Genomic DNA, 25,637 nt, shown 5'->3' on the forward strand with positions numbered 1-25,637 from the left:
TGGGTCGTGTTGGCGTCGCAGCCGAGGACCGGCTGGCCCTCAAGTCGTGGCTGATGTCCTCGAGGCGACGCGCCTTGGTCTCCGAGCCGGCACACAGGAGTGCTACTGCCGCCAACGGCAGCGGGGCTGCGGCGATGGCCGCGGAGACGGCAGTCGACGGGACAGCCGTCGACCCGGCGGTGATCTCTTTGCTCCCGCGCGGGCACAAGGCAGTACAGCAGCACGAGCAGACCTGCGCCGATCAGTACCGTGCCGAGGGTCATCGGCAGGTCCGGCTCCATGCCGTCGAGGTAGTACCTCATTGCCGCGCCGGCCGGGTGCATCGGCAGATGTACCGGCACGCCGAAGGTGCACGTGAACGCACTGCCCGAGAAGGCCAGCGGGTGCTCGAATCCCAGTGGGCACCGGTGCTGGCCCGGTCTTCTGCAACGGCCATGATTTCCCCTGCTTCACACAAGTGGGCTCGCCGACCGCGGCTCACATTGGCTCCCACAGTGGTGGGCGGTGCCCTATTCGCACTTCTCGCGTGTTGCCCCATAGGATTCCTGGAAAGTCTTCTTCCGAACCAGGACTCCCTGCGGCCGCTGGCCGTCATCTATCTGCTTCGGGAGGTATCCTGGGAGCCGCCTATTCCGCTAGAACTATAGATTCCATTACTGACACGGTCTGTCTCTGCATTATGACAACCATGCGACCCGATGCCTTCTCCTGCCTTGCCAGGCTTAAGGCGCCGCCTCTGGCCGCCCACGGGGATGGGCAAGGAAAGAGAAGACGGTGCGCTGGTGGCTAACGCGCGCTCGAAAGGCGTTCAGCGCGTGCGTTATCGAGCCGCTGGTCTTCGGCACCAGGCTGGGTAACACTAGGTGAGTGCCCTCAGGAGGCCAGCGCGGGACCTCACCTCGATGCACGCCAGGTTCTAGGTAATCGCGGTGCACGGCAATATCGAAGAAGCCGTATCTCGATGAAGCGCCTAGGCTTCCGTTAGCGAAGAGACCGGCCTGAGGGGGCGCAACCTGCGCGGTGGGCCAGGACCTTCGGCACATCCGGCCGGGCGTGACCACGCCCAGCCGGCGCGCCCACCGCGTCGCGGTATTCGGCGCGGTAGCTGGCGTCTGGAGGAGCAATGGCGACACCGCCCGGAACAGCGCGAACGCATGCCCTACGCCGAGCCATCGAATGTGTCGCCGGCGCGGAGCGCTCATGAAACCGCCTCTCGATCGAGACCACGAAAAATTGCCAGCTCGACTAAGCGAGTTTCCAGGCGGGCGGCAGGCCATGTCGGATGATGCCTCATGGCTTGAGTGCTTAAGTCGAGAGGGGGAGGGGTCGAATGGGCAAGTATTTGGATTCGCATTCAAGGATCAGATTGATGAGCCGATTGGGCGAGCACTTGTTGTGATTCGGCAGCGTTATGGAGAGAAACTCTCACTCGCATATCTCGCAGAAATCGCCGGGTTGAGCAGTTATCATTTCTGTCGCGTATTCCAGCGTCAAGTAGGGATGTCTCCCATAAAATTTCTGTCCCTTGTGCGTATGCAGCGGGCCAAATATCTGCTTGAGTCCTCAACGCTGAGTGTCACAGAAATAACTCACCAGGTGGGGTATGGTAGCGTAACTACGTTTACGACCCGATTCTCGGCAATGTTCGGCGTCGCACCTAACCGGCTCCGGCGACAGCATGCACGCAAGTTGCAACGGATGACCGGATCCGCAGTAGGGGAGTCGCAGGGTGAAATTACCGGCGGCGAGATGCTGGATGTAGCAGGAGGTTGGATTCGGAAATGTTCCGACCCGCCTCAAGACATGGCCAACGATCATCACGCGCCGCGGTTAGCCGCCCTGTCCCACCGCGCGGATGAATTCATGGAGCAGGCGCAGGAAGCGGGCGCGAGCGGCGGCAGTCAGAGCGAAGCCACATGGTCAGGATGAGTGCAGAGGAGAGGCGCGAAAGTGTCATCCGCGAAGGCAATCTTTCTGGCGGCCGCCAAGCGGTGCATGGAGGACACCATCCGCACGCTCGAGGAGGCCGCCGGAGGGCTGGAGGGAGAAGAGGCCCTGCACGCCATGGCAAACGCGTACACCACGGTCATCGCGGAGCAGCCCGAGCGGCTGCTGGTGCAGATGCAGACGTACGTCACCGTGGCCGCTGCTGAGCAGGCCGGAGATCGCGAGCTCGGCGAGGCGGTGCGCAGCGGATGGATGCGGCTGTGGCACACGGTGCATCTGCCGCTCGGCGCCGACATCGACGAGACGACGACGTTCATGGCGCACGGGATGCTCATCAACTGCCTGGTGGCCATGGGGTTTACCTCCGAACACCAGGTCTGGGAGGGCATCTATCCGTCGGCGCAGCTTAAGGGCCGGCTGGATGCGTAGAAGGAGAGATGGGTGTCACAGGCGTCAAATCGTGCCCAGTGCTGATGCCCCCCGGCGGTCACGGTAGACACCTGCAGGGTGGCCAGGTGGGGCGCGCCGTCCTCATCACGTACCTAGGCGGCGGCGAGCGCAGGCTGCCCGTTGACGGCGCCGTGGACAGGGGCGCCGGGGTCGTCGCTGAGGGCGACAGGCCGGATGGGAACGGCGTGGGGCCGCGTGTGCCGAGCGCGTTGAGGCAGATGCTCGTCGCGATCCGGTAGAGCCGAGTCTGCAAGTCGGCCGCCTGCTCCTCGTACCGGTCGTCAAGGCCCGCCACGCCCGCAGCAGCGTCTCCTGCAACAGGTCCTTGCATCGTGGACCGAGCCGAGCATGCGGTGATGGTCTTGCACCGTCGGTGGGCGGGCCAATGAGAATGGAGTGGGTGCCATGAGGCTGGCCGAGCTCAGTCGGCGAAGCACGGTATCCATCGCGACCATCAAGTACTACCTGCGCAGCGGACTCCTCCTTCCCGGCGAACGGATCACAGCCACCTGGGCCGACTACGGCGAACACCATCTGCACCGGCTCCGGTTGATCCGTGCGCTCATTGGCGTTGGTCGCCTATCTGTCAGTGCCACCAAGGAGATCCTTGACGCCATTACCGTGGAGCAGAATGACCCCGATCACGTCATCGCGAAGGTGCTGAACGCAGGTTCCGCTGTCCAGGAGCACAAACAGGCGGAGGGGGCCGCGACGCCCGCGAAGCGGGACACAAACGGTCTCACAGACGCCCGAAGCCTCATCGCGGAGATGGGGTGGTGCGTGCCGCGCGCTGCACCGGCCGCCAAGGATCTCGGCGACATCCTGGACGCCCTGGCTGAGCTGGGCGTGGATATCGAGTGGCAGACCCTGCTGTCCTACGCACGACTCGCGGACGAGATCTCTAAGCTAGACAGCCATCAGATACACGGTGGGGCTGGCGCTTCGCTGCAGGCCCAGCGGGCGGCTCTGTCTTGTAGAGGCCGATCTGGGATTCCATGAGCGCGTTGTCCAGAGCATCGCCGACGGTGCCGATCGAGGCGTCGATGCCGGCCTCCAGGAGATGCGCGGTGAACGCGAAAGACGTGTACTGGCTGCCCGCGTCCGAATGATGAACCAGCCCCGGTCCAGCGGGGGTTCAGGCCCGGTCGCCGCGCCACAGCGCCATGTCGAGGGCGTCGAGGACGAGCTTGGCCCGCTTGCTAGTGCTGTGACCGCGTTGGTTCGCCGGGTTGGTGGTCGTGGCGGTTGGATGTGCGGGGATGTCGGATCCGACTGCTGGAGGCGCGGTGGCCGAGTCTGTCTGTGTGCGCAGACTGACCGACCAGGAGGGGCAGAAGCTGCAGTAGACAGTGCGCCGGGGCAGTACCAACTCGGTGCGCTACCGACGGGCGATGATGCTGCTGGCTTCGGCCGGCGGGAACCGGGGGCCGGTGATCGCCCAGCTGGTGCAGGCCGATGAAGACACCGTCCGCGATGTGATCCACCGGTTCAACGAGATCGGCCTGACCTGTCTGGACCCTAGTGGGCGGGCGGCCGTCCCCGCCTGCTCAAGCCTGACGACGAGGACTTTGTCATCCGACGGCCACCACCCGCCCAGCCAATGTCAACCAGCCACAGCAGCGGGCTCAGGAGGCGTGGCCAGGAGTGCGGCGTTCTCGGCCCGCAGCCGCTTGATCTCCGCGGCCTCCTCGGACGTGACGCCAGGCCGCTGCCCGGCGTCGACTTCGGCCTTGCGGACCCATGTCCGCACCGTCTCAGCCGCACCGATCCCCAGCTTGGTTGCGACTGCTTTCATCGCGGCCCACTCGGTGGGGTAGCTCGGGCGGATCTCCGCGACCATGCGCACTGCGCGCTCACGAAGCTCGGGCGGGTAGGGGGACGGACGTGCCATCGATCCTCTCAGGGAATCGAGCCTCCAACAGACCCGGAGCGGTTCAGTGCCAGCGAGCCCGCCATGGGCGGGTGAGCCTCACGGACGATTACTCAACGCAGCCATGGCAATGAGCCTTAACCATCGCTCCGGGAAGCGACGCAGTTGGCACGTGCTGCCAGCCACGACCGATGTATGCACATCAACAAAAGTTACAGAGAGTGACTGTCAGTGATTGGCGATAGTGTTCTTTGCACGGGGCGAAGGGCGGCAGTCCTGCTGCTCTCGCTGTGTGATCGCAAGACATCTGCCACACTGGGTAGTGGTAGATGGGCCATGTCTGAGCCTTGCGCAGGGAGTTGCCAGCACATGAGAAGGGGCGGTGATGAAAGTGGGTGAGACGCTCGAACAGCGCTTCGCCGCGACTTTTCAGTCCCTAATTTCCGAAGCGAAGGCACCTCTTGCGCAACTGATCGAGCTTCTCGGATCGAAGGCTGATTTGGACGACCTCGTAACAGGTTCGCGGTTGCCTTCCCTGTACGAGGCAACCGCTCTTGGTGCGTTCTTCAAAGTGCCGCCCAGCACGTTGCTGCAAGCAAAGTCTCCTTCCATGGGAGTTAGCTTCAGATTGGGTCAACTAGAGGGAATTCGCGATGTCAGCAGCGATGTTGCACATGCCGCGAAGCTCCTTTCCGTCGATCGTCTGACACGTGATTGGGGCCACGAAGAACCTGTTATACCTCTACCTAAGTTCGCTCCGTCGAAATCTTGGAGCTATCGAGAAGCTGGTGAAAAAACCGCATCTCGCCTGCGGGCTTTCCTCGATATAGACGACCTGGAGCCGGTCGAGGACCTTACGGCCCTCGTTGAGAGCTTGGGTTATCCCGTGGAGTATCGTCCTCTCCCGACAGACGTGCATGGCATCTCAGTTCCTGAGGATTGGGATGGTTTCTCGGCATGGGTTGTCCTCATCAACTGCGAGGATAATTGGGCGCGGCAGCGATTCACTCTCGCTCACGAGCTGAGCCACATTCTGCAAAGGGACTCGGGGCACATCGTCATTGACCGTGCCGTTCTAGATGACGATAGGCGCGCTGAGCGCATTGCTGATTCCTTCGCGCGAAACTTCCTGCTCCCTGAAGAAGCGGTGCAGTGCGCTTACAGCAGAAGTGGAAAAGTCTCCCAATTTGAGCAGATGGCTTCACTCGTAACCAATCTTATGCTTACATACGGCGTCAGTCGCGATGCCTCGATGTATGCATTGCAGGAGACCATTAAGGACATTTCAATCAGTCCTGCTTTTGTGGCCTGCAGGGAAGCTAGAGTCTCCGATCTAATGCGCATCTCTGGTAACGAGAAAAACTGGTTCGAGGTCAAAGGTAACCAGGGAAATCCTTTCCCGTCTGACCGTCTTACACAGCAAGCCCTGAATGCTTATGCTGCGGGGTTGATCCCCCTGAGGGCAGTAGCCGATGTGATTGCTGATGGGGACCAGGCAGCGGCGATGGATCAGCTGCGATCAGCCGGATGGGACTTGGTCGGCACCTAAGGCTGGACGTCGCAGCGAGGGCACCTGTCGCCATCTCGGTGACAGGTGAAGAACTCGGCGTTGCTCGGTCGCACCTCTGCGGGAACAGTCGCGAAGCTTGACGTCATGTAGTTGAAGTCCGCAAGCAGTTCTCCGGGTGTCAAGAGCGGGTCTTGACACCCGAGTTCCGCAAGTAGCTGGCCCGTGTGCTTCCAAGCAACGTTATTTTGCTCCGCCACGCGCATCGCGCCGTTGTCGTTCGTGAGAAGGACGGTGCTTGCGCCGTGGCCGACCGTGAGCATGGCACTCACGATGCTGTGCGCCTCGCCAGTATGTTTCTGAGAAGAACGCACCGCGTCGTCGGTTCGGCCGAAGATGGAGTTCTGTCGCTCCTCGAATGCGTCCAGCTGGCCGAGCACGCGGTCGATCATCCGGACGGTCTCCTCGGTGAGGAGGAGGGGGTGCTCCGGGATGTCTCCGGCGTCCAGCATCGCGGCGATCGAGTCGGCGCTCTCGCACCGCTCACGGTTCTCATGGGTTCGCCGGGCACCACGAATATTCGCCATGGCCCGAATCTCCCGGGCCACGGCGTAGGTGACGACCAGCGTGGAACCGTAGAGCCCTCGCACCTTGTTGAGCGTGTCTGGCTGCCGGCCAAGAGACAGCAGGGTGCCGGTGTCGCACCAGGCCAGGGTCACGGGAGCGTAGCGCTTCGGACGGTTTTCTATCGCCTCGCGGCGCGACGGCTGAACCTTCGACCGCGGCTGGAGGTTCGGTCGACGATGGGCCATCGCCTTGGGGGAGGGGCGCTCCAGATCGTCCAACTCCCCCTCCTCGCTGTCCCGTTGCGTCCCGCACATGCACGGGAGTATCCGGACAAGCGTAGCCTCGCCAGGCAGCCTTCGCACCCGTCTCCGTGGAGGTGCCCAACACGGAGTGCCTCACTTTATGGTACTCACTCCAATGTATCGGCTTCCTCCACGTTTTCGCTGTCGGCTTCTGGGCACCAGCGCTTAACTGGGCACCAGGCGCAGTGCTTTCCCGGAGTGGCTTCCCAAGTGGTGTCTCTGTGCCAATCCTTGGCCCGTTGGCGAACCTCCTTCTTGGCCATGCGGAGAACACCTGAATCGTTCAGGTCCCACGTGAAGACTTTGCCATCATCTGCTGAGATCACCTCTAGTTCGAGGCGGGCCGAGGTGCTCTGGTAAGGCCCTCTATATCCACTGGCGAAAAGGTTAAGAAGCCAAGCAGATGCGAAAAATCGATCAAATGCTTCGGCGTCGTCCTCGGGAATATCTCGGTTAGTCGTCTTACTTTCCCGAATTACCAGAGAGCCGTCAGCGTCGACGAACACCATGTCAGGTGTGCTGGCGATCACTACATCGGCTGAAGCGTCATACCCGTATAGCGGTGCCTCGATCGAGATGATTTGACTCCCCGTTTCGACGGGACAGTTCTGTACATGTTGCGCGAGGAAGGGCTGAATTTCCCCGTACTCCTCCTCTGACATGCTGCCAGTGAAAGTGTTGGAGTCGCGGAACTCTCCAGCTTCTTCGGGGGTGCACTTTTTTGCTCTAGAGTGCGCGCTCGCGATCCATTCATGAACAAGTCGTCCGCGATTTGATGCGGGGCCGGAAGTGGGCTCCCGTGGCAAGAATTGCGAATGTGTAAGGAACCATTGGGTGGGGCAAGTTTCGTAGACCTCAATATCCCTAGCACTTACGGATCGAGTCGCTGCTCCGGGGGTCGCTTGCCCCAAAAAGCCGTCCCACTTATCTAGCGCTCCGCAGCAGCCAGCAATTTTGCAGTCCTTGCAGAAGGTGCCGGGGTGTGTGGTGTTAGCGCTGATGATCTTCAGTAGGTGAGGCAGTGCGAGTTCTGTGAAGCGGGACCGAACTACCTCAGGAGTGGCTTCGAAAAGAACTTGGTGTGAGGCGTCACTCAGCCCAATCTCTACGACTCGGATGCGCGACACTGCCCCTTGGGGAGGGAGGAGCCCAGCTACGTGCGCAGCTACGAGAGTCCAACGGTCCGGGCTCCGTGGCTTCTCCCTGATACTACCTAGGCGGAGCTTCCGAACTTCTCTTACGCCGTTTGGGGATTCGTACAGGGGGGCCCAAGCGGTGAGTGTTCCGTTGGGCTCGGGAAAGACTTTTGGGTCGAAACAACGAAACTCCAGGTTGGGAGTTTCGGACGCCAAGACATCGTGCGCTTCGAGGTAATTCGCGATGGCGTGTTCGACGTACGGGCGCGTCGCGGGATGCAAGGCCACAGCCGCCAGCTTTTCATGGATGGCGGTTTGTGTTCCCTCCCAAGTATCGACTCGTGGATCGCCGTGCAAGGCGCACGCGATCTCGCGAACTACCCGCCCAAGGAAAGGACGGCTGTAGTCTCCTCGACGTTGCCACTCTGGGCTGACAACGTCCGGACGTACTTTCAGGGCCCCGCCCATCCCGCAGGTAGTGGAGCGCTCCTGTATGTCGGTAGCGCTTACCTTTAGGACGTATGTGCGCCCAACCAAGTTTGGCCCCACAGCTTGAGTACCCACGACTGACTGGCCCCCGATCAAGCGACGATGCGTCAGTTTACGACTTTGGGGAGGGCGTGAGGCAGGGAATGCGTGGGGCGCTGATCAGAGGCACCGTGAGCCCGGCCGCCCGGAGCCAGACGGCCTATGTCACGGCGAAGTGCAGCTCGCGGTGCTGATCTGGTCGCCGCATGTCGCTCTCAACCAAACCGCTGGCGCTACCCCTCGCCTCGTCGACGACGTCGATGCTTCGACCCGGCTGCGGCCTGGGACATGGTGCTGGTTCCTATCACCTCGCAGGCATCGGTACCTGGGGCTTCGCCATGCACGACTTCACCTTGTTTGGCTTGGCCTCAGAGCTCGTCGCCCCTCGGGCCCAGGCAGCCAAGGCCTTGACCATCTTCAGCACCATCTTCTGCTGGGACACCGAGAGGAACACCCAGATTTGACGAACTACCGGTAGCCGCTCTTACAGGGGTGAAACTGAAGCATGAAGCCGCTGATCTGGCGATGGCAATGCCCGCCGGACACTGCGAATTCAACCTGAGTAAACCAACGCAATATTCTCTCCTCGGTGGTAAGCATCGGCTGCCGAAGAAGCTCCATCCCAGCCCATCAGTGCTGCCGAGCGCCACGTGGAATGCGGAAATCTCGACGAAGTCTTATCTCGATGGAGCGCCTAGGCTCCTATGTAGTGCAAAAAACCAGCACCCAGACGCGCACGCTGTGCGGTGAGCGAGGGCCGTCGGTGGATCCTGCCGACGTGCATGACCGGACTGCGTCGACACATCTGACGCATCGCAGGCGGAGTGCGTGAGCCGAAGCGGCAGTTGGGGATGAATAGGAGCGCTGATATGCGGAGTGGTGTGCTTGTCACCACGCACGGGCTGACGCTTGACGGCGTGGTCGGACAGGTCAGGGCGGCGGTGAAGGCGGGCGTGAGCACGGCGTGGCTGCCCCAGGTCTTCGGGGGCGACGCGCTGACCACGCTTGCCGTCACCGGTCGTGAGGTGCCGGGCATCAAGCTGGGCACCGCCGTCGTGCCGACCTACCCTCGGCACCCGCTGGCGCTGGCAGGGCAGGCACTCACAGTGCAGGGCGCGACGGGCGGGCGGCTGACGCTAGGCATCGGTCCGAGCCACCGTGCGACCATCGAGGGGATCTACGGATACTCCTACGCCCAGCCGGTGCGGCACGTGCGCGAGTACGTCACGGCCCTGGCGCCGCTGCTCCGCGGTGAGCCCGTCGAGTACCGCGGCGAGACACTGACGGCCGTCGGTGCGCTCGACGTGCCCGTTGCGACGCCGCCGTCGCTGATGGTAGCTGCGCTCGGTCCGGCGATGTTGCGGCTGGCGGGCGAGCTGGCGGACGGCACCGTCACGCAATTCACTGGGCCGCGCACCATCGCCGACCATGTGGTGCCGACGATCACCCGTGCTGCTGGCGAGGCCGGACGTCCGGCGCCGCGCGTCGTGGTCGGCCTGGCGGTCTGCGTGTCCGACGACCCGTCAGCGCGGCGCGAGTTGCTGGGCACCATCTACGCGGCCGTGGGCACCGGTGGCGAGCCGAGTTACCGGGCGATGCTCGACCGCGAGGGTGTCGCCACGGCGGTCGACGTCGCGATCGCCGGCGACGAGGCGACCGTGGAACGCGAGCTGCGGCGGTACGCCGACGCGGGCGCCACCGAGTTCATGGCGACGCTCTTCGGAACCGACGAGGAGAACGCGCGGACGCTGGAGCTCATCGCGTCGTTCGGCTGAGCGCGAACCCACGACGTCGCCGAGGACCACAATGTCCGGCAGCCGAATGCCAGCGGCCGCGACGTCCTCGGCGACACACGCTGGCCTGCTGAAGACGCGCCGCTCGTCCGGGGATGGGGGTTGCCCCCGACTGGGCGGCCCTCGCCGTCAGGGAGCAATTGCCAGTCCTGAAGGGGGTGCCGGTCATTGCTTCGCGGCGCCGGGCCGCACGGAACGGTGCGGCGTGCGGCAGGCAGGGGCAATCAAAACCGCGACCGCGCCGTGCCGCGGGGGAGTATGACGGCCCCGAAGGAGACCTGTTCCCAGCTCCGGTGCGGGTTCGGTGTTGTTGCAGCACCTGAACGAGTGGCAGAGACGTCTGCCTCTGGCGACGGAGGTCCGGCTGCTCGAGCACGGCGACCTGCGTACGTACGCAGTTGCCGCGGTCAGCGAGACCACCGGGCGCCGGGGTGTGGCAGAACTCGAGGCGGGCGCCGGGCCGTTGCTCTGCGGTCGTGTTCGGGCACCGGTGTCCGTATCGACGGTGGGCTGGCTGCTCGGGCAGGAAGGCTTCAGTCCGCAGGCGAACGTCAAGACCGTCGAGGGCAGCCAGCATCCCGACGGAGATGCCCAGTTCCGTTACATCAACGAGCAGGTCAAGCAGCACCGCCATGCCGACGGTGAGCCGGCGATCAGCGTGGATGCGAAGAAGCGAGAGCAGATCGGGCGGCCGCCTGTGGCCGGGCGGGTGGAGGTCATCCGCAACACCGGTTCGGGCAACGTAGGTGTCGACCACGACTCCGGTGCCGGCAGAACGACAGCAGCGGCGTCCCGCCTGACGGGGTGATCGGGATGCAACTGTCGCAGCATCCCGTTGGTGAAACGTTGGGCGGGCAGCTGGTGAGCGACGGCCGGCCGCTTGTTTGCGTCTGCCTGCCACACAAGTCGCCCCGGTGCCAGGCAAGTTGACGATCTTTCCTCGTGGCCAGCGACGGTCGCCGAAGTCGACTGCGCACCCACGAAGAAGCCCCTGCCTGCGTGGTGCTGCTGTGATGGCTTCGTCCCAGACTCAGAACTGGAGGATCACGCATGACGGCCAGCGCGCATGCCCACCAGGCACGCACTTTCGGTGCCCTCAACAGCAGACTTCACCGCACCGGATTGCGTGTGTTCCTGATCATCGTTCTCGTCCACTGGGCGGAGCACGTCGCCCAGGCGGTCCAGATCTACATCTGGGGCTGGTCGGCACCGCAAGCCCGCGGTGTGCTGGGCATTCCCTTTCCGTGGCTGGTCACTTCGGAGTGGATGCACTATGGCTACGCACTGATCATGCTGGCTGGCTTCGTGCTGCTACGGCCTGGATTTACCGGCACCGCCCGCACATGGTGGAACATCACGCTCGGAGTGCAGTTCTGGCATCACATCGAGCATCTGTTGCTGCTGATCCAGGCACTCACAGGCGCGTATCTGGCGGGGCGGGCGGTCCCGACGAGCATCATCCAACTGGTGGCACCCCGAGTGGAGCTTCACCTGTTCTATAACGCGGTGGTGACGATGCCGATGCTGGTTGCCATGATCCTGCACAGTAGGCCGGCGAAGGAGGCAGCCTCTGCTCCGCGCTGCACCTGCGCTGCGGAACCGGCATAGCGAGCCGTGGCCGCCACTGCAACCCGCCGAAGGCCTTCGCGGGTCACCTCCCTCGCGATCCTGGCGGCCGGCTGCCTGCTGCTGTACGTTTCGCTACCGAATCTTGGCAAGGCCCTCTTCGCCGCTACGGCCGACGGCAAACCAGGAACCTTCACCGCGGTCCGACTCGAATGCGTCAGCCACCCCGGGCATGAGAGCTGCGGCTGGTCGGGAACGTTCCGGTCGCGCGACGGCGCCGTCTGGCACACGAGGGTAACCCTCTCCAGCAGCGGACGCGGATCGCTCTACAACGGCCAGCAGGTCAAGGCCGTAGACATGGGAACTCCCGGCCGGGTTTTCCGCCCAGGGGGGTCCCAGGAATGGATTCTCACTGTTGTGCTGCTACTTGCGGGCTACGGCCTGCTGGCCCTGTTCGCCAAGCGGCACCTCATGCCTCCGTCCCGGCCTCGCCGTCACACCTCGAACCGCGTCGACCTCCTGCACCGCCCGGCCGGTTCCACTGGCTCGGGCCCCTCTGCCCGACAGGATCACGCGGAGATCTGAACTGCTTGCCGCCGTTAACCTGCGGCTGTCCGCTCCGACGACGGCGTCCGCTTTGACCGGCCGCGAGTCGATTCCCCCGGCGGTCGGCTCCGCGGCCCGGCCCCTTCGGCGTCGGTCAGTTCCGACGGATACCGGCCCGCCGTCTGTCGGGCCGGTCGGCCAGCGCTGCCGTACACGTGCGCAAGGCAATCACACAACAGAACGGCCGAGTTGGACCCCCGGACACCAGCACAGAAGACGGAGACAACAGGGCTGCCTGACACTCCATGGATTCGACACCCACGAGCTACGCAGCAGACCCTGCCCTCATGCCGCCGCCACGGCAAGATCACCCAACCGGGAACCCTCGCTCGACAGACACCGCTCAAGTCCGGCACGACAACAGCTACTCAAGTACGGCCTACGGGAGGCGGACCTTGCGGAGGAATGGGGCGAGGAGCCAGGGGCGCCGCCCCCAGACACGCAGTGAGCCGGTCATCGCTGCTTTGGCGCGGGGGATGCGGTGGAAGAGCATGAGGCTCAGGGCGGCGGGCTTGAAGTAGACGCGCACGTCGTTGTCGCGGCTCGGCTCTTCGATCCAGACTGCACCGGTATCCAGAACCATCGTGACGGGAGTTGTGTAGTCAGAGCGGAATTCCACTGCAATGCGACCCTGGTGCACCGGTCTGTCGTCGTCCAGGATGTGGCCGGCGCCGTTGCGGGCGATCTCGATGAGAAAGAGCTCAAAGAACTGCGCCGCGTACTCATGCGGAATACGCCAAGGCAGGTCGACGGCGCGGGCGATGTCGCGACCGTGCAGGAGCAGCTCGTTGGTCAGGTGGGCCACCAAGCCGGCGAGGGGGACTTTCGAACCGCCGAGCCAGCTTATGGTCCTGGTGGGGTCCGCGGTGGCGGTCAGACGCAGGATCTCGTCGATCGAGGAACGGAGCCTGCCCACGACCTCGCCGGGATCGCGTTCCGGGTAAGCGCGGAAGAGCGCCGAGTTCAGGCCGGCGTGGATGTTGTCGACCGTGGTCGCGGCGATCTGCTTTCGCATTCCCGGCATCGGGAATGGCGTGTCATCAGACACCACTGCGGAGGTGTTGAGCCAGGAGATGGCGGCGACGTGGGCCGCGGTATCCATCACGGTCCAGTCGGCCGTCGCCATGGCCTGCGGATCCGCGTACTCGACCAAGGCGCTGAAGCGGTCGGCGACGTCCTCGACCGCGGCGCGCGCCGCGCGCCACTTTTCGGGCGTGATCCTCGTCGCCCCGATGGCCCGGTGTGTCTGATACCGCGTTCCCATCACCCTCCCGCCCTCCCGTCGCGTGAAGCCCGCCAGTTCGTGAGGTCCAGTGTGGCGCGGCGGCAGGCGGCGCAGTTCTTCGAATGTGCCGCCGACGTCGTGCGCTACGGCCGTGCCGCGAAACCGGCGGACGGGCCGACGAGCGTGCTGGGCAGGGCACGCTCGGAGTAGTCGCTCACCTCCTCGCACGCCGACGATTTCCTACGTCAGCGATCGTGATGGGCCGCGCTTGTCCGTGCGGCTTACGTTGCCCATCGCGTGGGCGGGAGGGACAGACATGGCGAGATCGGCTGGATTTCTCGCGGAACTACCTGGCACGGCGCTTCGCGTTGTCCGGGTCGGTGGCACCGTGTTCGGCTATGCCGTGGTCTTCGGGCCCGCTGCACTCGGCGCGCGCCTGCGGCGGCGCCAGTGGGCGCGAGCGGGCGAGCGTCTCTCGTCGTTGTTGACCTCGCTCGGGCCGTCGTACATCAAGATCGGCCAGTTGCTCAGCACGCGACGAGATCTTCTGCCGGAGCACGTGTGCGCGGAATTGGGTCGGCTGGCGGACGCGACGCCTCCGCCTCGGTGGGCCCGCCTGCAGGGCGTTCTGCGCCGTGCGTACCAGGGTCGGGAATGGCCGTTCGCCGAATTCAGCTCGACGCCGGTGGCCACCGGGAGCATCGCGACGGTCCACCGCGCCGTCACCCTCGACGGCCGGCAGGTGGCGGTGAAGGTGCGCAGGCCGGGTATCAGCCGCGTGATGTGGCGGGACTTCCGGCTGACCGCGCTGGCCATGGGCGCCATGCAACAGCTGCCAGAGTTGCGGTCAATGCCCTTCAAGGTCATGCACGCGCAGGTGGGCGGTGCGATCCTGCGCCAGTTGGACTTCACGGCGGAGCGCGTGGCACTCGGCGACCTGCGCGCGAACCTGAGCGAGTTCGAGTGGATTCGGATCCCGGCACCGCTGCCTGAGCTGTGTTCCGAGGACGTGCTGGTGATGGAGTACGTGGAAGGGCTGGCCCGTACGGCGCCGGAGTCGCTCTCCGCGGACGCACGCAAGGTCGCCGCGCGCCGGGTCATGTCGGTGGTCTACGAGATGCTTTTCGTGGACGGACTGGTGCACTGCGACCTGATCCCAGGAAACCTCTACATCAACAACGACGGCTCCCTGGTCATCGTCGACGCTGGTTTTGTGATCAAGCTGTCGGGCCCGGTACGCGCCTCGTTCGCGGACTTCTTCATCAACATGGCCATGGGCAACGGCCCGCTCTGCGCCGAGATCATCATCGAGAGCGCGGCGAGTATCGCCGAGGGCTGCGATCTCGACGGATTCCGTGCGGGCCTCACCGAACTCGTCACAGAGTCGTCCGGGGCCCGGTCCGGTGAATTCAATCTGGCGAAGTTCGCCGGACGGCTCTTCGATCTCCAGCGGCGTTTCGGACTGTATCCGGTGCCCGAGTTCGCGTTCCCGCTGCTCTCGCTTCTGGTGGTCGAGGGAATCGTGCAGGGCCTCGATCCGGAACTCGACTTCCAGGCGGAGGCGATGCCCGTGCTCCGCCGAAGGAACATGCCACGCACTTCGGTTGGCTCATAAGAAGGAAGGTGTGCAGATGGATGGGAATTCGGGAGTCCGCGTTCCGCTGATCGACGAGGCGGACGCGACCGGACGTCTGGCAGAGCTCTACGAGCGTGCCAAGGAAGTCACCTCGCTGGACTTCGTGCCCGACATGTTCCGGCTGGTCTCGTCCAAGCCGGAACTGCTCGAGACCATGCTCGCCGGCTACGACGGCGTCTTCAACCACGGCAAGCTGCCCCGGCAGACCAGGGAATTGATCTCCGCCTGGACGTCGAAAGTGAACCAGTGCCCGTACTGTGTCGGCACGCACAACTTCTTCCTGCAGGTCTTCGGTGGTAGCGAGGAACTGGCCCATGCGATCGAGGCCGCGGACTCGCCCGACGACCTTCCGGTGGACGAGCGCACCCGGGTGCTGCTGCACCTGCTGACCAAGCTCAGCCACAGCGCTTACCGGATCACCGACAAGGACTGGCAGGTGGCGTTGGACGCCGGCTGGACCACCGACGAACTGCTCGAGGCGTTCTTCTGCGCGGCGCTGTTCAACTTCATCACCCGCCTGGTGGACGGTCTCGGGCTCGGCACCACGGTGACCAGAAGCCGCATATCCCAGCAGGAACTGCCGCACGACTCCGAATCGGCCGCGGCCGCCGCGGCCGACTGAGGCGGGGCCGACCATGAATCCGTCCCGCGCGGTTCTGATCACCGGCGTCTCCTCGCTGAGCGGGCTCTCGTCGGGTACCGGCAGGGCCCTCGCGCTCCGGCTGCACCGTGCAGGATGGCCGGTCTACGCAAGCGGCCGGAGCCTGGAGGGTCTCAAGGACCTGGCGCAGGAGGGCATCACCACCCTGCGGGTCGACGTGACCGACGAGGAGTCGATGATCGCGGCCGTCGACCGGATCACCGCCGAGCACGGCGCGGTCGGCGTGCTGATCAACAACGCCGCGTACAGCCTCAACGGCACGATCGAGCAGACCCCGATGGAGGAGGTCCGCCGCCAGTTCGAGACGAACGTTTTCGGGCTCTCCCGGATGACGCAACTGGTTCTGCCGGGCATGCGGGAGCAGGGATCGGGCCGCATCGTCATCATGTCCTCGATCTTCGGGCTTTTCGCGACCCCAGGGCGCGGCTACTACGAGGCCACCAAGCACGCCCTCGAGGCGATCGGCGACTCGCTCCGGTTGGAGGTGCGCCGCTTCGGCATCAAGGTCGTGGTCATCGAGCCCTCGCCCATCCTTGGCGCGTTCGTCCCGACCACCGTGGGTGACCTCGGGCTCGCTCCCGGTTCCACGGACAATGATCCGTACGGCGATTTCTGGGAGCGCTTCGTCGTCTGGCACGGCGCCTACCGGGAGGTCGAGCATCCGAAGGGCCGCGGCCGCCTGTCGCTGCGCTCAGGCGACGTCGCCGCCCTCGTCGAGAAGGCGATCACTGTGCGCCGTCCGCGGATCCGCTACCGCCTCGGCATACCGGTGCGGCTGCTGCGGCCACAGCGCGTGATCTTCGGGGAGCGGGCCTGGGAGAAGTTCGTCCGCACGTTCTTTCCGACGCCCTAGCCGACACGCGTCGGAATAACCGAATTCCCGTCGCGGCCCTTGTGGGCAAAACGAGAGAAGGCGGCTGCGCCCGGCATGAGGACACTTGAGACGAACACGAACCGCCAATAGGAACCCTTGCGTCACCGCGAGAAGAGAGAGGGTGGCTCGGTATGCGCAAAGTCCTGATCGTCGGCGCCGGGCAGTCTGGGCTGCAACTCGCCCTCGGACTGCAGCGGCACGACTACGACGTGACCGTGATGTCGGCGCGCACGGCTGACGAGATCGAGCACGGCAACATTATGTCGTCGCAGTTTCAGTTCGACAGCACGCTCAAGTTCGAGCGCGATCTCGGAATTTACTTCTGGGACGGACAGGCGCCCCGAACCCCCTTCACCCGCTTTATGGTGGGCGCCGAGGGACCCACGCCGGTCGTCGACTGGACCAGCCCGCTGAAGAAGCCCGGCGCCGACATCGACCAGCGGCTCAAGATGTCGCGCTGGCTGCGGCTGTTCGTGGAGAACGGCGGCAACCTGATCATCAAAACCGCCACTGCCGCGGACCTCGACACGTGGGCGGGCGTGTACGACCTCGTCATCGTCGCCGCCGGCAAGGACGGACTGGCCGAACAGTTCGAGCGCGACGCGTCCCGATCGCCGTATGCGGCGCCGCAGCGGATGCTCTCGGTCGTCTACGTCAACGGCTACCAGCCCGATCCGGCCGATCCCGGTGACCACACAGTGGAGTTCCACATGCTGCCGGGCAAGGGCGAGATGATCGTGATGCCGGCGCTGACCGTCTCAGGTCCCTGCCACATCCTGTTCTTCGAGGCCATACCCGGCGGGCCGCTGGACGTGTTCGGCGACGTCCAGTCGCCCCAGCAGCACCTGGAGCGCTTCGTCGAGCTGCTCGAGCTGCACGTGCCGTGGACGCGCGAGCAGTACAGCAAACTGGAACTCACCGACGCGGGCGCCACGCTGCGCGGCGGGTTCGCCCCCGTTGTCCGTCATCCGGTCGCGACGCTGCCCTCCGGCCGCCGCGTGCTGGGCATCGGAGACGTCGTCGTGGCCAACGACCCCATCACGGGGCAGGGGTCGAACATGGCCGCCAAGTTCGCTGCCGTCTACCTCGACGCCATCCTGGAGCACGGAGACCGGCCCTTCGACGGCGCGTTCATGGAGCGCGCCTTCGAGACGTTCTGGACGCAGCACGGGCGCGCGACCACCGAGTGGACGAACATCATGCTCCAGCCGCCGCCCCCGCACATGCTCGAGCTCCTAGGGGCCGCAAGCCAGTTCCCCGCGATCGCGAACCGCTACACCGAGGCCTTCGACGACCCCAACGACTTCCTCGAGTGGTTCACGGACCCCGACAAGGCCGCCGCTTACCTCGCCGAGGTCGTCGGCGCCGCGGCCGGATCAGCCCACTGAGACATGGGCATCACTGGTGCACGAGCAGCGGGATCTGTGACGAGGGGAGACTCCCGCCGCCGGTCCGATCGCCCCAAGGCCCGAAAACGTAACGGAGTTATGGTATAAGCATGAACAAGAAGCGCAGTTACGGCGAAGGGTGCCCGGTTTCCCACGCGCTGGACCTCGTGGGGGAGCGGTGGGCCCTTCTGGTGGTGCGTGAGCTGCTGCTCGGGCCGAAGCGCTTCAGCGACCTCAGGACCGCCCTCTGCGGCGCCAGTTCGAACATCCTCACGATCCGACTTCGCGACCTTGAGGAAATCGGTGTGCTGCGCAAGTACCGCGCGGGTGCCCCGGTGAGCGGCCCCGTGTATGAGCTGACCGACTGGGGCCGGTCCCTGGAGCCCGTTCTGTTCGCGCTGGGCAACTGGGCGGTGGAGTCGCCCTTCTGGGATCGGCATGCCCCTTCGACCCTGGATTCGCTCCTGCTGTCCCTGCGCTCCCAGGCCAAGTTCATCTTTGCTGCCGGGGCGCCGGTGACCGGCACCTGCGACATGCGCGTCGGGGACGATCGGTTCATCCTGCGCTTCAGCGACGCCGGGTTGGACGTCGCCCGCGCCGCCGCCTACGAGCCCGACGCGGTCGTCCAGACCGACGTCCGCACCCTCAAGATGCTGATCACCGGTGACGAAACGCTCGACGACGCCGTCGACGCGGGGCGTGTGACGCTCGGCGGCGACGAGCGCTTGATCAGATCCCTGATCAAGTAGCAAAGCCTGCAGATTTCGGTGCTGAACAGCAGGTGAAGCTCCACCTCTCCATGCTGCAGTCGGGTGGAACAGGTTGTGCGCGCTCCGGGGCACCCCTAGGCTGGCGGTTCAAAAATTGAATCAGCTGATCCAAATAAGTAGTGTGGTTGATAGCTGTCGCCGCAGGCCGCAGAGCCTCCAAAAGGAGTGAGCACACCCATGCAATCCGCCGAATCCGGGGCAGCAGCACCCCACAAAGGCTGGACGCTGGCCCTCAGCTCGGTGGGCGTCTTCATGGCCGCCCTGGACGCCCTCGTCGTGACCACCGCCCTGCCGGCGTTACGCACCAGCCTCAACGCGAACCTCGGCGACCTCACATGGACCATCAACGCCTACGTCCTCACCTTCGCCTGCCTCCTACTGCCCGCGGCCGCGCTGGCGGACCGCTTCGGGCGCGTTCGGGTGTTCGCAGTCGGCCTCGTCGTCTTTGCGCTGACGTCGGCGATGGCAGCGCTCGCCCCGAACGTCGGCGTGCTGATCGCGGCCCGCGCCGGCGAAGGGCTGGGCGCCGCCATCATCATGCCCATCTCGCTCACGCTGATCAGCGACGCCTTCCCGGTCGAGAAACGGGGCGCGGCTATCGGCATGTGGGGCGCGGTCTCGGGCTTCGCGGTCGCCATCGGGCCGGTCTTCGGCGGTGCGGTCGTCAACGGGCTCAGCTGGCACTGGATCTTCTGGTTCAACGTCCCCATCGGTGTGGCGGCAGGCCTGCTCTCGCTGTCGCGGCTGAAAGAGAGTTACGGTCCGCGCCAGCCCCTCGACCTCTACGGGCTGGCCCTGGCCTGCGTCGGCTTCTTCCTCCTGGCCTGGGGGCTGGTGCGGGTCAGCAGCGTCGGCTGGGGCAGCGCGCAGGTCATCCTTTCGCTGATCGCCGGAGCGGCCGTCGTGGCAGTGTTCCTGGTGGTCGAGAGCCGCAGGCGCATGCCGATGGTGCGCCTCGACCTGTTCCGCAACCGTGCCTTCAACGCGGCGAGCTGGGTCACCTTCTTCATGTACGCGGCACTGTTCGGCGCGCTGTTCCTGATGGCGCAGTTCCTCCAGGTCGGGCTCGGCGACACCCCGCTCGAGGCGGGCCTGCACTTGCTCGCCTGGACGGGTGTGTCGATGTTCATCGCCCCGGTCGTCGGCCCCATGGCCGACAAGTACGGCAACCGCCCGTTCATGGCCGTGGGCATGGCCCTGCAGGCGATCGGGTTCGGATGGGTGGCGATGGTCGCCGAGCCCGGCGTGAGCTTCGGCGAGGTCATCGGAGGGCTGCTCGTCGCCGGCGTGGGCATCGGCATCGTCTTCCCGACCGTTGCGAACGGAGTAATGACCTCGGTGGGTCCGAACGAGACCGGCATCGCCTCGGGTACCAGCGCGACGCTGCGCGAGCTGGGCGGCGTCTTCGGGGTCGCGTTCACCGCAACTGTCTTCGCCCACACGGGCAACTACACCTCCCAACAGACCTTCATCACCAACTTCAGCCATGCGCTCGGGCTGTGTGCGGCGTTCTCGGCGGTCGGCATCTTCGCGTCGCTGGCGTACCCGAGCCACCGCGCTCTCACCCCAGCCCCCGCCCCGGCCGTCCAGCCTGTGGAATCGGCCGTTCCGGCGGTCAACGACTGATTCACGCAGAAAGGAGACGAGGCCTGCGCCTTCCTCTACCGGCGACGCGAATCCTCTCCCACAGAGCGCCGGTGCACACGATCCCGTTCCACGTGGCCGGCCGCGATCGGTTCTCTGAGCCGTCGACCGCGGTGATCCGTAAGCACACACGAACGAAGCGAGGCAAGGATCTTGACTACGCAAGAGCAGAAGCTGGAAGAGGCCGCCATCCTCGACGTCGTCAAGGGCGTCTACGAGGCCTGGAACAACGCCGACCCGGACGCCTTCGTCGCCGAGTACTTCGAGGACGCCACTGCGGTCCTGCCCGGCTCGTACCTGAAGTCGCGCCAAGGCATCCGCGACGCCATGGCGTTCTCCTTCAACGGGCCGCTGAAGGGCACGCGGTCGTCCGACAAGGTGCTGGACGTCCGGCTCCTGAACGACGACGCGGCCGTGGTCATCAGCGAAACAGGCATTCTGATCCCCGGCGAGAGCGAGGCCCCGCCCGAGCGGACGGTGTACGCGACCTGGGTGCTTGCCAAGAAGGACGGCAAGTGGCTGCTCGCGGCCTACAGCAACAGCCCGTCGGTCGGGCCCGGCCAGTCGTAATCACGGGCTGATATGACTGTGCCCCGTCCCGGCCGACCGGGACGGGGCACAGCGTTTTCCGGCGGATCAGGCCGCCGCGGGTCAGGTCAGTTCGCCCGAGACCAGCCGGCAGCCGGGGTTCGGCCACGGGCCTGCCGTACCCGGTCTGTGGGTCGCGGCCGGCGTACACCCGCGTCTGCCAGCCGGATCCGGCCAGCCACAGACCGAGGTCGTCCCGCACTGACAGCCACTGCGCGCCCGAAGCCACCACAGCCTCGAGGAGTTCCCGGGCCTTCTACGGCAGGTGGTCCAGGAACATCCGGCTGCCGGGTGCGGACCGGCGGTGACCGTGGCCAGCAGCTCGTCCCCGGCCTGCTCGGTGAGGAAGCAGAGCAGCCCTTCGATGAGCCACGCCGTCGACGCCGACGAGTCAAAGCCGGCCTTGCGGAGCGCCGCGTCCCAGTCCTCGGTCAGAGACGCCTCCACGCCGTGCCGCTTGGCAGGTCGGAGTCAGCCGGGAACGCGCGAAGAGTTCGTTCCTGTAGGCCGTCACGTCCGGCAGAACGACCTTGTGCCTGTCGGTGCCCAGCGGGCGCGGCGTCCCTCCACTCCGTAGTCAAGGCAGCCGGTGGCTGTGGGCCGCAGGCGCGTCGAGGGTCACGGCACCATCCAGGACAGGAGGGTTGTGGATTGCAGACCGACGAGTAGGCACATTCCGATAAGCAGCAGAGCGCTCCAGCCCAGCATCTTGCGAAACAGGTCGCCTTCGCGTCCGGTCAGCCCTGCGGCGCCGGCAGCGATGGTCAGGTTCTGCAGTGAGATCATCTTGCCGATCACTCCTCCGGAGGCGTTGGCGGCCGTGACCAGGACTGGCGAGAGCCCGGTGTTCTGTGCAGCGGTGGCCTGAAGTGCGCCGAAGAGTGAGTTGGATGAGGTGTCGGAGCCGGTGAGGGCAACGCCGAGCCACCCCAGGACCGGTGCGAGTACCGCGAAGAACGGGCCGGCACCGGACATCCACGTGCCCAGTGTGGCGGCTTGCCCGCTGGCGTTCATGACGAAGGAGAGCCCAAGTAGCCCGGTTACGCAGAGGACTGCCTCGCGCAACTGGCCCAAGGTACGGACATAGGCGGAGCAAGCCGCCCGCGGGTGGATGCGGAGCACCATCATGGTCAGCAGGCCGGACACCAGGAGCAGGCTCCCCGGAGCGGAGAGCCAGTTGAGCTTGAATACCGACAGGGTGGAAGGGGCGCCCGAGGCGGTGCGCAGGTGCAGGCCCGGCCAGTCGATCGCGACGGTGGCGAACTCCAGCGCCCGTTTTACTGGCGGGAGTTGTGACAGCGTGAATGTCATCACGATGATCAGATACGGTGCGAAGGCGCGCAGAGCGGCCGTGCGATCGTGGGGCGGCCGCTGCCTCTCCGTGAACGCTGGGGGTGGAAGGTCGACCGCTCCTCCGGCGATGACCGGCACCGATGCGGGGGAGGTCACTTTGATCCGGGCGGTCACGATCACAGCGCCAGCGCCGGCCAGTGCGGCGGCGATGTCGGCCAGGGGCATCGAGACGTAATTCGAGGCGACGAACTGCGCGAGCGCGAAGGCTAGTCCGCAGGCCAGTGCGGGCCACCAGCGTTCGCCCAGTCCCCGGCGCCCGTCGACGATGCCCACTAACAGCAGCGGAACGAAGAGTGCGATGACGGGGACCTGCCGTCCAGCCATCGAGCCCAGGTCGTCCACAGGCAGTCCGGTGACTTTTGCAAGGGTGGTGATGGGCAGGCCCAGCGGCCCGAAGGCCGCCGGAACCGTGTTGGCCACCAGTGCGGTACTCGCCGCCCGGAATGGGCTGAATCCGACAGCCAGCAGCATCACCGTAGTGATCGCAACGGGTGTGCCCTGTCCCGCGAGTGCTTCCAGCAGCGACCCGAAACAGAACGCGATAAGCAAGGCCTGGATCCTACGGTCATCAGTGATCCGGACGAGGGCACGCCACTGCACCTGGAAGTGTCCGCTGTCAACGGTCATCTGGTAAATCCAGATCGCCGTGGTGAAGGTCCAAGCCAGCGGGAACAGCGCGAAGGCGACGCCCTGGCTCGCCGCCAAGGCGGTCTGTCCGACTGGCATGGTGTACACGAACAATGCGATGGCCAGGCTCACTGAGAGCCCACTGAACGTGGCTACCCACGCTCTGGTGCGGAAGACGCCGAGCAAGAGAAGGAGCGTGATGATCGGCATTGCGGCGATGAGAGCGCTCCAGCCGAGAGAGCCCGCGAAGGGAAGCAGATGTTGCTGGTACACCGCGATCTCCTCAGCTCGGGCTGCCGGGCACAGCGCAGGACATGCAAGTCCCGGGTCTCATGGAGGCTCTCCTTGCGGCCAGAGCCTCCTGGCGGGCTGGTGCTCATACTTGAGTGGTGAGCCGTTCGTAACCGGTTGATGACGGTCTGCCGCTGTACGGCGGCCTCGGCTACCGCAGCCTGCGTGCTCGGTGCTGGACAACGGGCGCAGAAATCCAACGAGCCCGCACTGCCCCTGCTGTGCTTGTATCGAGGATTCCGCTGTCTCCTCGGAGCCTGGTATCCGCATGACCGTGCAGCCGTCCGGCTACCGGGCGGCTGCACCGGGCTCGCTTCTTTCCCGCACGCGACTGACCGCACCGTCATCGGCATCCTGCCGGGCACTCCAGGCCGGTGACCGTCGCGGGCCGGCTACGCAAAGACCGGGGCGGGTTCCGGACGCGGCGCAGCATCCCTGGTCGCCTCGCCGATCGCGTCGACCGGCGTTATGGAAGCCTGAGTTCGGGGTGGTAGACGTCCAGCCACACGTCGAGGTCGAGGGCCCGCTCCAGGCCCAGCCGCGTCAGCCGGTCCATCGCGGCCGGGTCGCGCTCCGTCGCAGCCTTGAGCCAGCCCCGGTCCACCAACTCGAACACTTCGTGATCGCGGCGCGTCAGCAATTCCTTGCCCTGTAGCTGGAGCTCCCGGCTGTAATAGGGATCCTGAGTCGACGGATACGGGCTCTTCGGCCGCCAAGCGACCGACTCCGGAAGCATCTCTTTAATCGCTCCACGCAGCAGGCTCTTCTCCCTGCCGTCGTAGGTCTTCAACGACCAGGGCGCGTTGTAGACGTATTCGACGAGCCGATAGTCGCAGAACGGCACCCGGACCTCCAGTCCGACTGCCATGCTCATTCGGTCCTTGCGGTCGAGCATGTACCGCATAAAGCGGGTCAGGTGCAGATAGATCATGACCCGCATGCGGTACTCGAAGTCGTCCTCGGAGTCGAGCCGCCCGACTTCCCCGACGGCGCTTTCGTACCTGTCCAGCCGATACTCTTCGAGTTTCAGTTGCGACACCAGTTGCGGGTTCAGCCCGGTGGCGTCCTTGTCGAACGGGCCCACGCTGACGGCTATCCACGGAAACGCGCGTGCGCTCTGGATGGCGGGGATATGCATGTGCTTGTACCCGCCGAATATCTCGTCCGCCGCCTCGCCGGACAGGGCGACGGTCGATTTCTCACGAATCGACTTGAAGAGCAGGTACAGCGAGAAGTCCATGTCGCCGACCCCCATCGGCGTGTCCCGCGCGATGAGCGCGGCCTTGCGGACGTCGGGGTCGGCCAGCGCCTTCGGGTCGAGCACGATGTCGGTGTGCTCCGAGCCGACATGTTCGGCGACGTCGCGGATGAACGGTGTGTCCGGGGTGTCGCGCAGGTCGTCCGGCTTGAAGTTCTCTGCCTGACCCATGAAGTCGACCGCGAATGTCGACACCCGCTCGCCGCCGAGATGGGCCGCGGCCAGCGCGGTGAGCGTGCCGGAGTCGAGCCCGCCGGACAGCAGCACGCAGCGTGGCACGTCGGCGACGAGCTGCCGCCGCACAATGTCGTCCAGGAGTTCGCGAACCCGACCGACGGAGGTGTCCACGTCGTCGGTGTGCGGCCGGGTCTCCATCCGCCAATAGGTGCGCTCGTGCACGCCGGCGTCGTCGACGGTGACCATGGTGCCGGGCTCCACTTGCCGTATGTCCGTCCAGATCGCGTGTCCCGGCGTAAAGGCGTATGACAGTGTCTCGCGCAGCCCATCTGCGTCCACCACGCGTTTGGCGAGCGGGTTGGCCAGGATGGCCTTCTGCTCCGAACCGAAGATGACGCCGTCGGGCGTTCGGTAGTAGTAGAACGGTTTGATCCCCATGCGGTCGCGGATCATCACGAGCTTCTGGTCCCGCGCGTCCCAGATGGCGAACGCATACATACCGTTGATCCGATCGGCCAGCGCCGCTCCCCAGCGCAGGTAGCCGCGCAGGACCACTTCTGTGTCGCTGGAAGTGGTGAAGCGCTCTCCCTGCCGGGTCAGCTCCTCGCGCAGTTCGACGAAGTTGTAGACCTCGCCGCTGTAGACGAGCGTCACATCGCCCTGTTCGGTGTGTGCGGTCATCGGCTGCACCCCGCCGGCCAGATCGATCACGGCCAGCCTCCGGTGGCCGAGAGCGGCGTGCCGGTCGACCCACGTGCCGCAGGCGTCAGGACCCCGGCACTCCATGGTCTCGGTCATCGCATCCAGGACCTTGCGCTCGCGCGTGAGGTCGCGGTCGAACGCCACCCAGCCGGTAATTCCGCACATCTGCCC

At 65.2% G+C, this 25,637-nt stretch carries 18 protein-coding genes and 6 pseudogenes; 16 read left to right on the forward strand and 8 right to left on the reverse strand.

All coding sequences use genetic code 11. The features are described 5' to 3' along the window. Positions 1-1,200: 1,200 nt before the first annotated feature. From OG828_RS48375 to OG828_RS48385, 3 genes and pseudogenes are all read left to right on the forward strand, one after another. Positions 1,201-1,929, forward strand: a complete 729-nt coding sequence (locus tag OG828_RS48375) for an AraC family transcriptional regulator (protein WP_328499753.1) — start codon at positions 1,201-1,203, stop codon at positions 1,927-1,929. A gap of 33 nt (positions 1,930-1,962) precedes the next feature. Beyond that, positions 1,963-2,376 (forward strand): annotated as a pseudogene (locus tag OG828_RS48380) (TetR family transcriptional regulator); the annotation flags it as partial. 426 nt (positions 2,377-2,802) lie between these two features. After that, positions 2,803-3,396 carry a MerR family transcriptional regulator gene (locus OG828_RS48385; RefSeq protein WP_328499752.1) on the forward strand — a complete coding sequence of 198 codons (594 nt, stop codon included), beginning with the start codon at positions 2,803-2,805 and terminating at the stop codon, positions 3,394-3,396. On the opposite strand, the pseudogene OG828_RS48390 reads toward OG828_RS48385, so the two are convergent. Then, a pseudogene (locus OG828_RS48390) lies at positions 3,362-3,517 on the reverse strand (IS3 family transposase); the annotation flags it as partial. The gene OG828_RS48385 and the pseudogene OG828_RS48390 sit on opposite strands and share 35 nt — an antisense overlap. A gap of 166 nt (positions 3,518-3,683) precedes the next feature. On the opposite strand from OG828_RS48390, the pseudogene OG828_RS48395 reads away from it, so the two are divergent. Next, positions 3,684-4,020, forward strand: a pseudogene (locus OG828_RS48395) (helix-turn-helix domain-containing protein); the annotation flags it as partial. A gap of 19 nt (positions 4,021-4,039) precedes the next feature. Here OG828_RS48395 and OG828_RS48400 read toward each other — a convergent pair. Then, positions 4,040-4,288 (reverse strand): annotated as a pseudogene (locus OG828_RS48400) (transposase); the annotation flags it as partial. A gap of 364 nt (positions 4,289-4,652) precedes the next feature. On the opposite strand from OG828_RS48400, the gene OG828_RS48405 reads away from it, so the two are divergent. Continuing rightward, positions 4,653-5,816 carry an ImmA/IrrE family metallo-endopeptidase gene (locus tag OG828_RS48405; protein WP_328499751.1) on the forward strand — a complete coding sequence of 388 codons (1,164 nt, stop codon included), beginning with the start codon at positions 4,653-4,655 and terminating at the stop codon, positions 5,814-5,816. Here the strand turns inward: OG828_RS48405 and OG828_RS48410 are convergent. Then, positions 5,813-6,619, reverse strand: a complete 807-nt coding sequence (locus tag OG828_RS48410) for a hypothetical protein (protein WP_328499750.1) — start codon at positions 6,617-6,619, stop codon at positions 5,813-5,815. The genes OG828_RS48405 and OG828_RS48410 overlap by 4 nt on opposite strands. A gap of 131 nt (positions 6,620-6,750) precedes the next feature. Next, a complete protein-coding gene (locus OG828_RS48415; RefSeq protein ID WP_328499749.1) occupies positions 6,751-8,247 on the reverse strand; it encodes a PD-(D/E)XK nuclease family protein in 1,497 nt (498 codons plus the stop codon). Positions 8,248-8,513: 266 nt separating this feature from the next. Here OG828_RS48415 and OG828_RS48420 point away from each other — a divergent pair, with 266 nt between their 5' ends. The 4 genes and pseudogenes from OG828_RS48420 to OG828_RS48435 all read left to right on the forward strand — a co-directional run bounded on the left by OG828_RS48420 (position 8,514) and on the right by OG828_RS48435 (position 11,708). Further along, positions 8,514-8,771 (forward strand): hypothetical protein, encoded by a 258-nt coding sequence (locus tag OG828_RS48420; protein WP_328499748.1) that lies wholly within the window; start codon positions 8,514-8,516, stop codon positions 8,769-8,771. Between the two features lie 405 nt (positions 8,772-9,176). Further along, on the forward strand, positions 9,177-10,082 hold the full coding sequence (locus tag OG828_RS48425; protein WP_328499747.1) for an LLM class F420-dependent oxidoreductase: 906 nt from the start codon (positions 9,177-9,179) through the stop codon (positions 10,080-10,082). A 276-nt stretch (positions 10,083-10,358) separates the two neighbouring features. Then, positions 10,359-10,869, forward strand: a pseudogene (locus tag OG828_RS48430) (ISAzo13-like element transposase-related protein); the annotation flags it as partial. A gap of 281 nt (positions 10,870-11,150) precedes the next feature. Continuing rightward, positions 11,151-11,708, forward strand: a complete 558-nt coding sequence (locus OG828_RS48435; RefSeq protein ID WP_328499746.1) for a hypothetical protein — start codon at positions 11,151-11,153, stop codon at positions 11,706-11,708. A 943-nt stretch (positions 11,709-12,651) separates the two neighbouring features. On the opposite strand, the gene OG828_RS48440 is transcribed toward OG828_RS48435, so the two are convergent. After that, positions 12,652-13,536, reverse strand: coding sequence for a maleylpyruvate isomerase N-terminal domain-containing protein (locus OG828_RS48440; protein WP_328499745.1), 885 nt, complete (start codon positions 13,534-13,536; stop codon positions 12,652-12,654). A gap of 235 nt (positions 13,537-13,771) precedes the next feature. On the opposite strand from OG828_RS48440, the gene OG828_RS48445 reads away from it, so the two are divergent. From OG828_RS48445 to OG828_RS48475, 7 genes are all read left to right on the forward strand, one after another. Then, a complete protein-coding gene (locus tag OG828_RS48445; protein ID WP_328504774.1) occupies positions 13,772-15,112 on the forward strand; it encodes an ABC1 kinase family protein in 1,341 nt (446 codons plus the stop codon). A gap of 16 nt (positions 15,113-15,128) precedes the next feature. Next, entirely contained in the window at positions 15,129-15,755 is a 627-nt protein-coding gene (locus OG828_RS48450) for a carboxymuconolactone decarboxylase family protein (RefSeq protein ID WP_328499744.1), read from the forward strand. Positions 15,756-15,768: 13 nt separating this feature from the next. After that, entirely contained in the window at positions 15,769-16,647 is an 879-nt protein-coding gene (locus OG828_RS48455) for an SDR family NAD(P)-dependent oxidoreductase (RefSeq protein ID WP_328499743.1), read from the forward strand. 152 nt (positions 16,648-16,799) lie between these two features. Beyond that, positions 16,800-18,056: a styrene monooxygenase/indole monooxygenase family protein gene (locus OG828_RS48460; RefSeq protein ID WP_328499742.1), complete on the forward strand. Its 1,257-nt coding sequence runs from the start codon at positions 16,800-16,802 to the stop codon at positions 18,054-18,056. A gap of 110 nt (positions 18,057-18,166) precedes the next feature. Continuing rightward, on the forward strand, positions 18,167-18,805 hold the full coding sequence (locus OG828_RS48465) for a winged helix-turn-helix transcriptional regulator (RefSeq protein ID WP_328499741.1): 639 nt from the start codon (positions 18,167-18,169) through the stop codon (positions 18,803-18,805). Positions 18,806-19,003: 198 nt separating this feature from the next. Further along, complete coding sequence (locus OG828_RS48470) at positions 19,004-20,452, forward strand: MFS transporter (RefSeq protein ID WP_328499740.1); 1,449 nt, start codon at positions 19,004-19,006, stop codon at positions 20,450-20,452. 171 nt (positions 20,453-20,623) lie between these two features. Then, positions 20,624-21,040, forward strand: a complete 417-nt coding sequence (locus OG828_RS48475) for an SgcJ/EcaC family oxidoreductase (protein ID WP_328499739.1) — start codon at positions 20,624-20,626, stop codon at positions 21,038-21,040. Between the two features lie 81 nt (positions 21,041-21,121). Here the strand turns inward: OG828_RS48475 and OG828_RS49840 are convergent. The 3 genes and pseudogenes from OG828_RS49840 to asnB all read right to left on the reverse strand — a co-directional run. Beyond that, positions 21,122-21,511, reverse strand: a pseudogene (locus tag OG828_RS49840) (class I SAM-dependent methyltransferase); the annotation flags it as partial. 165 nt (positions 21,512-21,676) lie between these two features. Next, the gene (locus OG828_RS48480; protein ID WP_328499738.1) at positions 21,677-23,311 is read right to left on the reverse strand and encodes an L-lactate permease; all 1,635 of its coding nucleotides are present in this window, start codon (positions 23,309-23,311) and stop codon (positions 21,677-21,679) included. 484 nt (positions 23,312-23,795) lie between these two features. Beyond that, on the reverse strand, positions 23,796-25,631 hold the full coding sequence (asnB, locus tag OG828_RS48485; protein WP_328499737.1) for an asparagine synthase (glutamine-hydrolyzing): 1,836 nt from the start codon (positions 25,629-25,631) through the stop codon (positions 23,796-23,798). Positions 25,632-25,637 lie beyond the last annotated feature (6 nt).

The organism is Streptomyces sp. NBC_00457 (assembly GCF_036014015.1).
Taxonomy (GTDB): domain Bacteria; phylum Actinomycetota; class Actinomycetes; order Streptomycetales; family Streptomycetaceae; genus Streptomyces.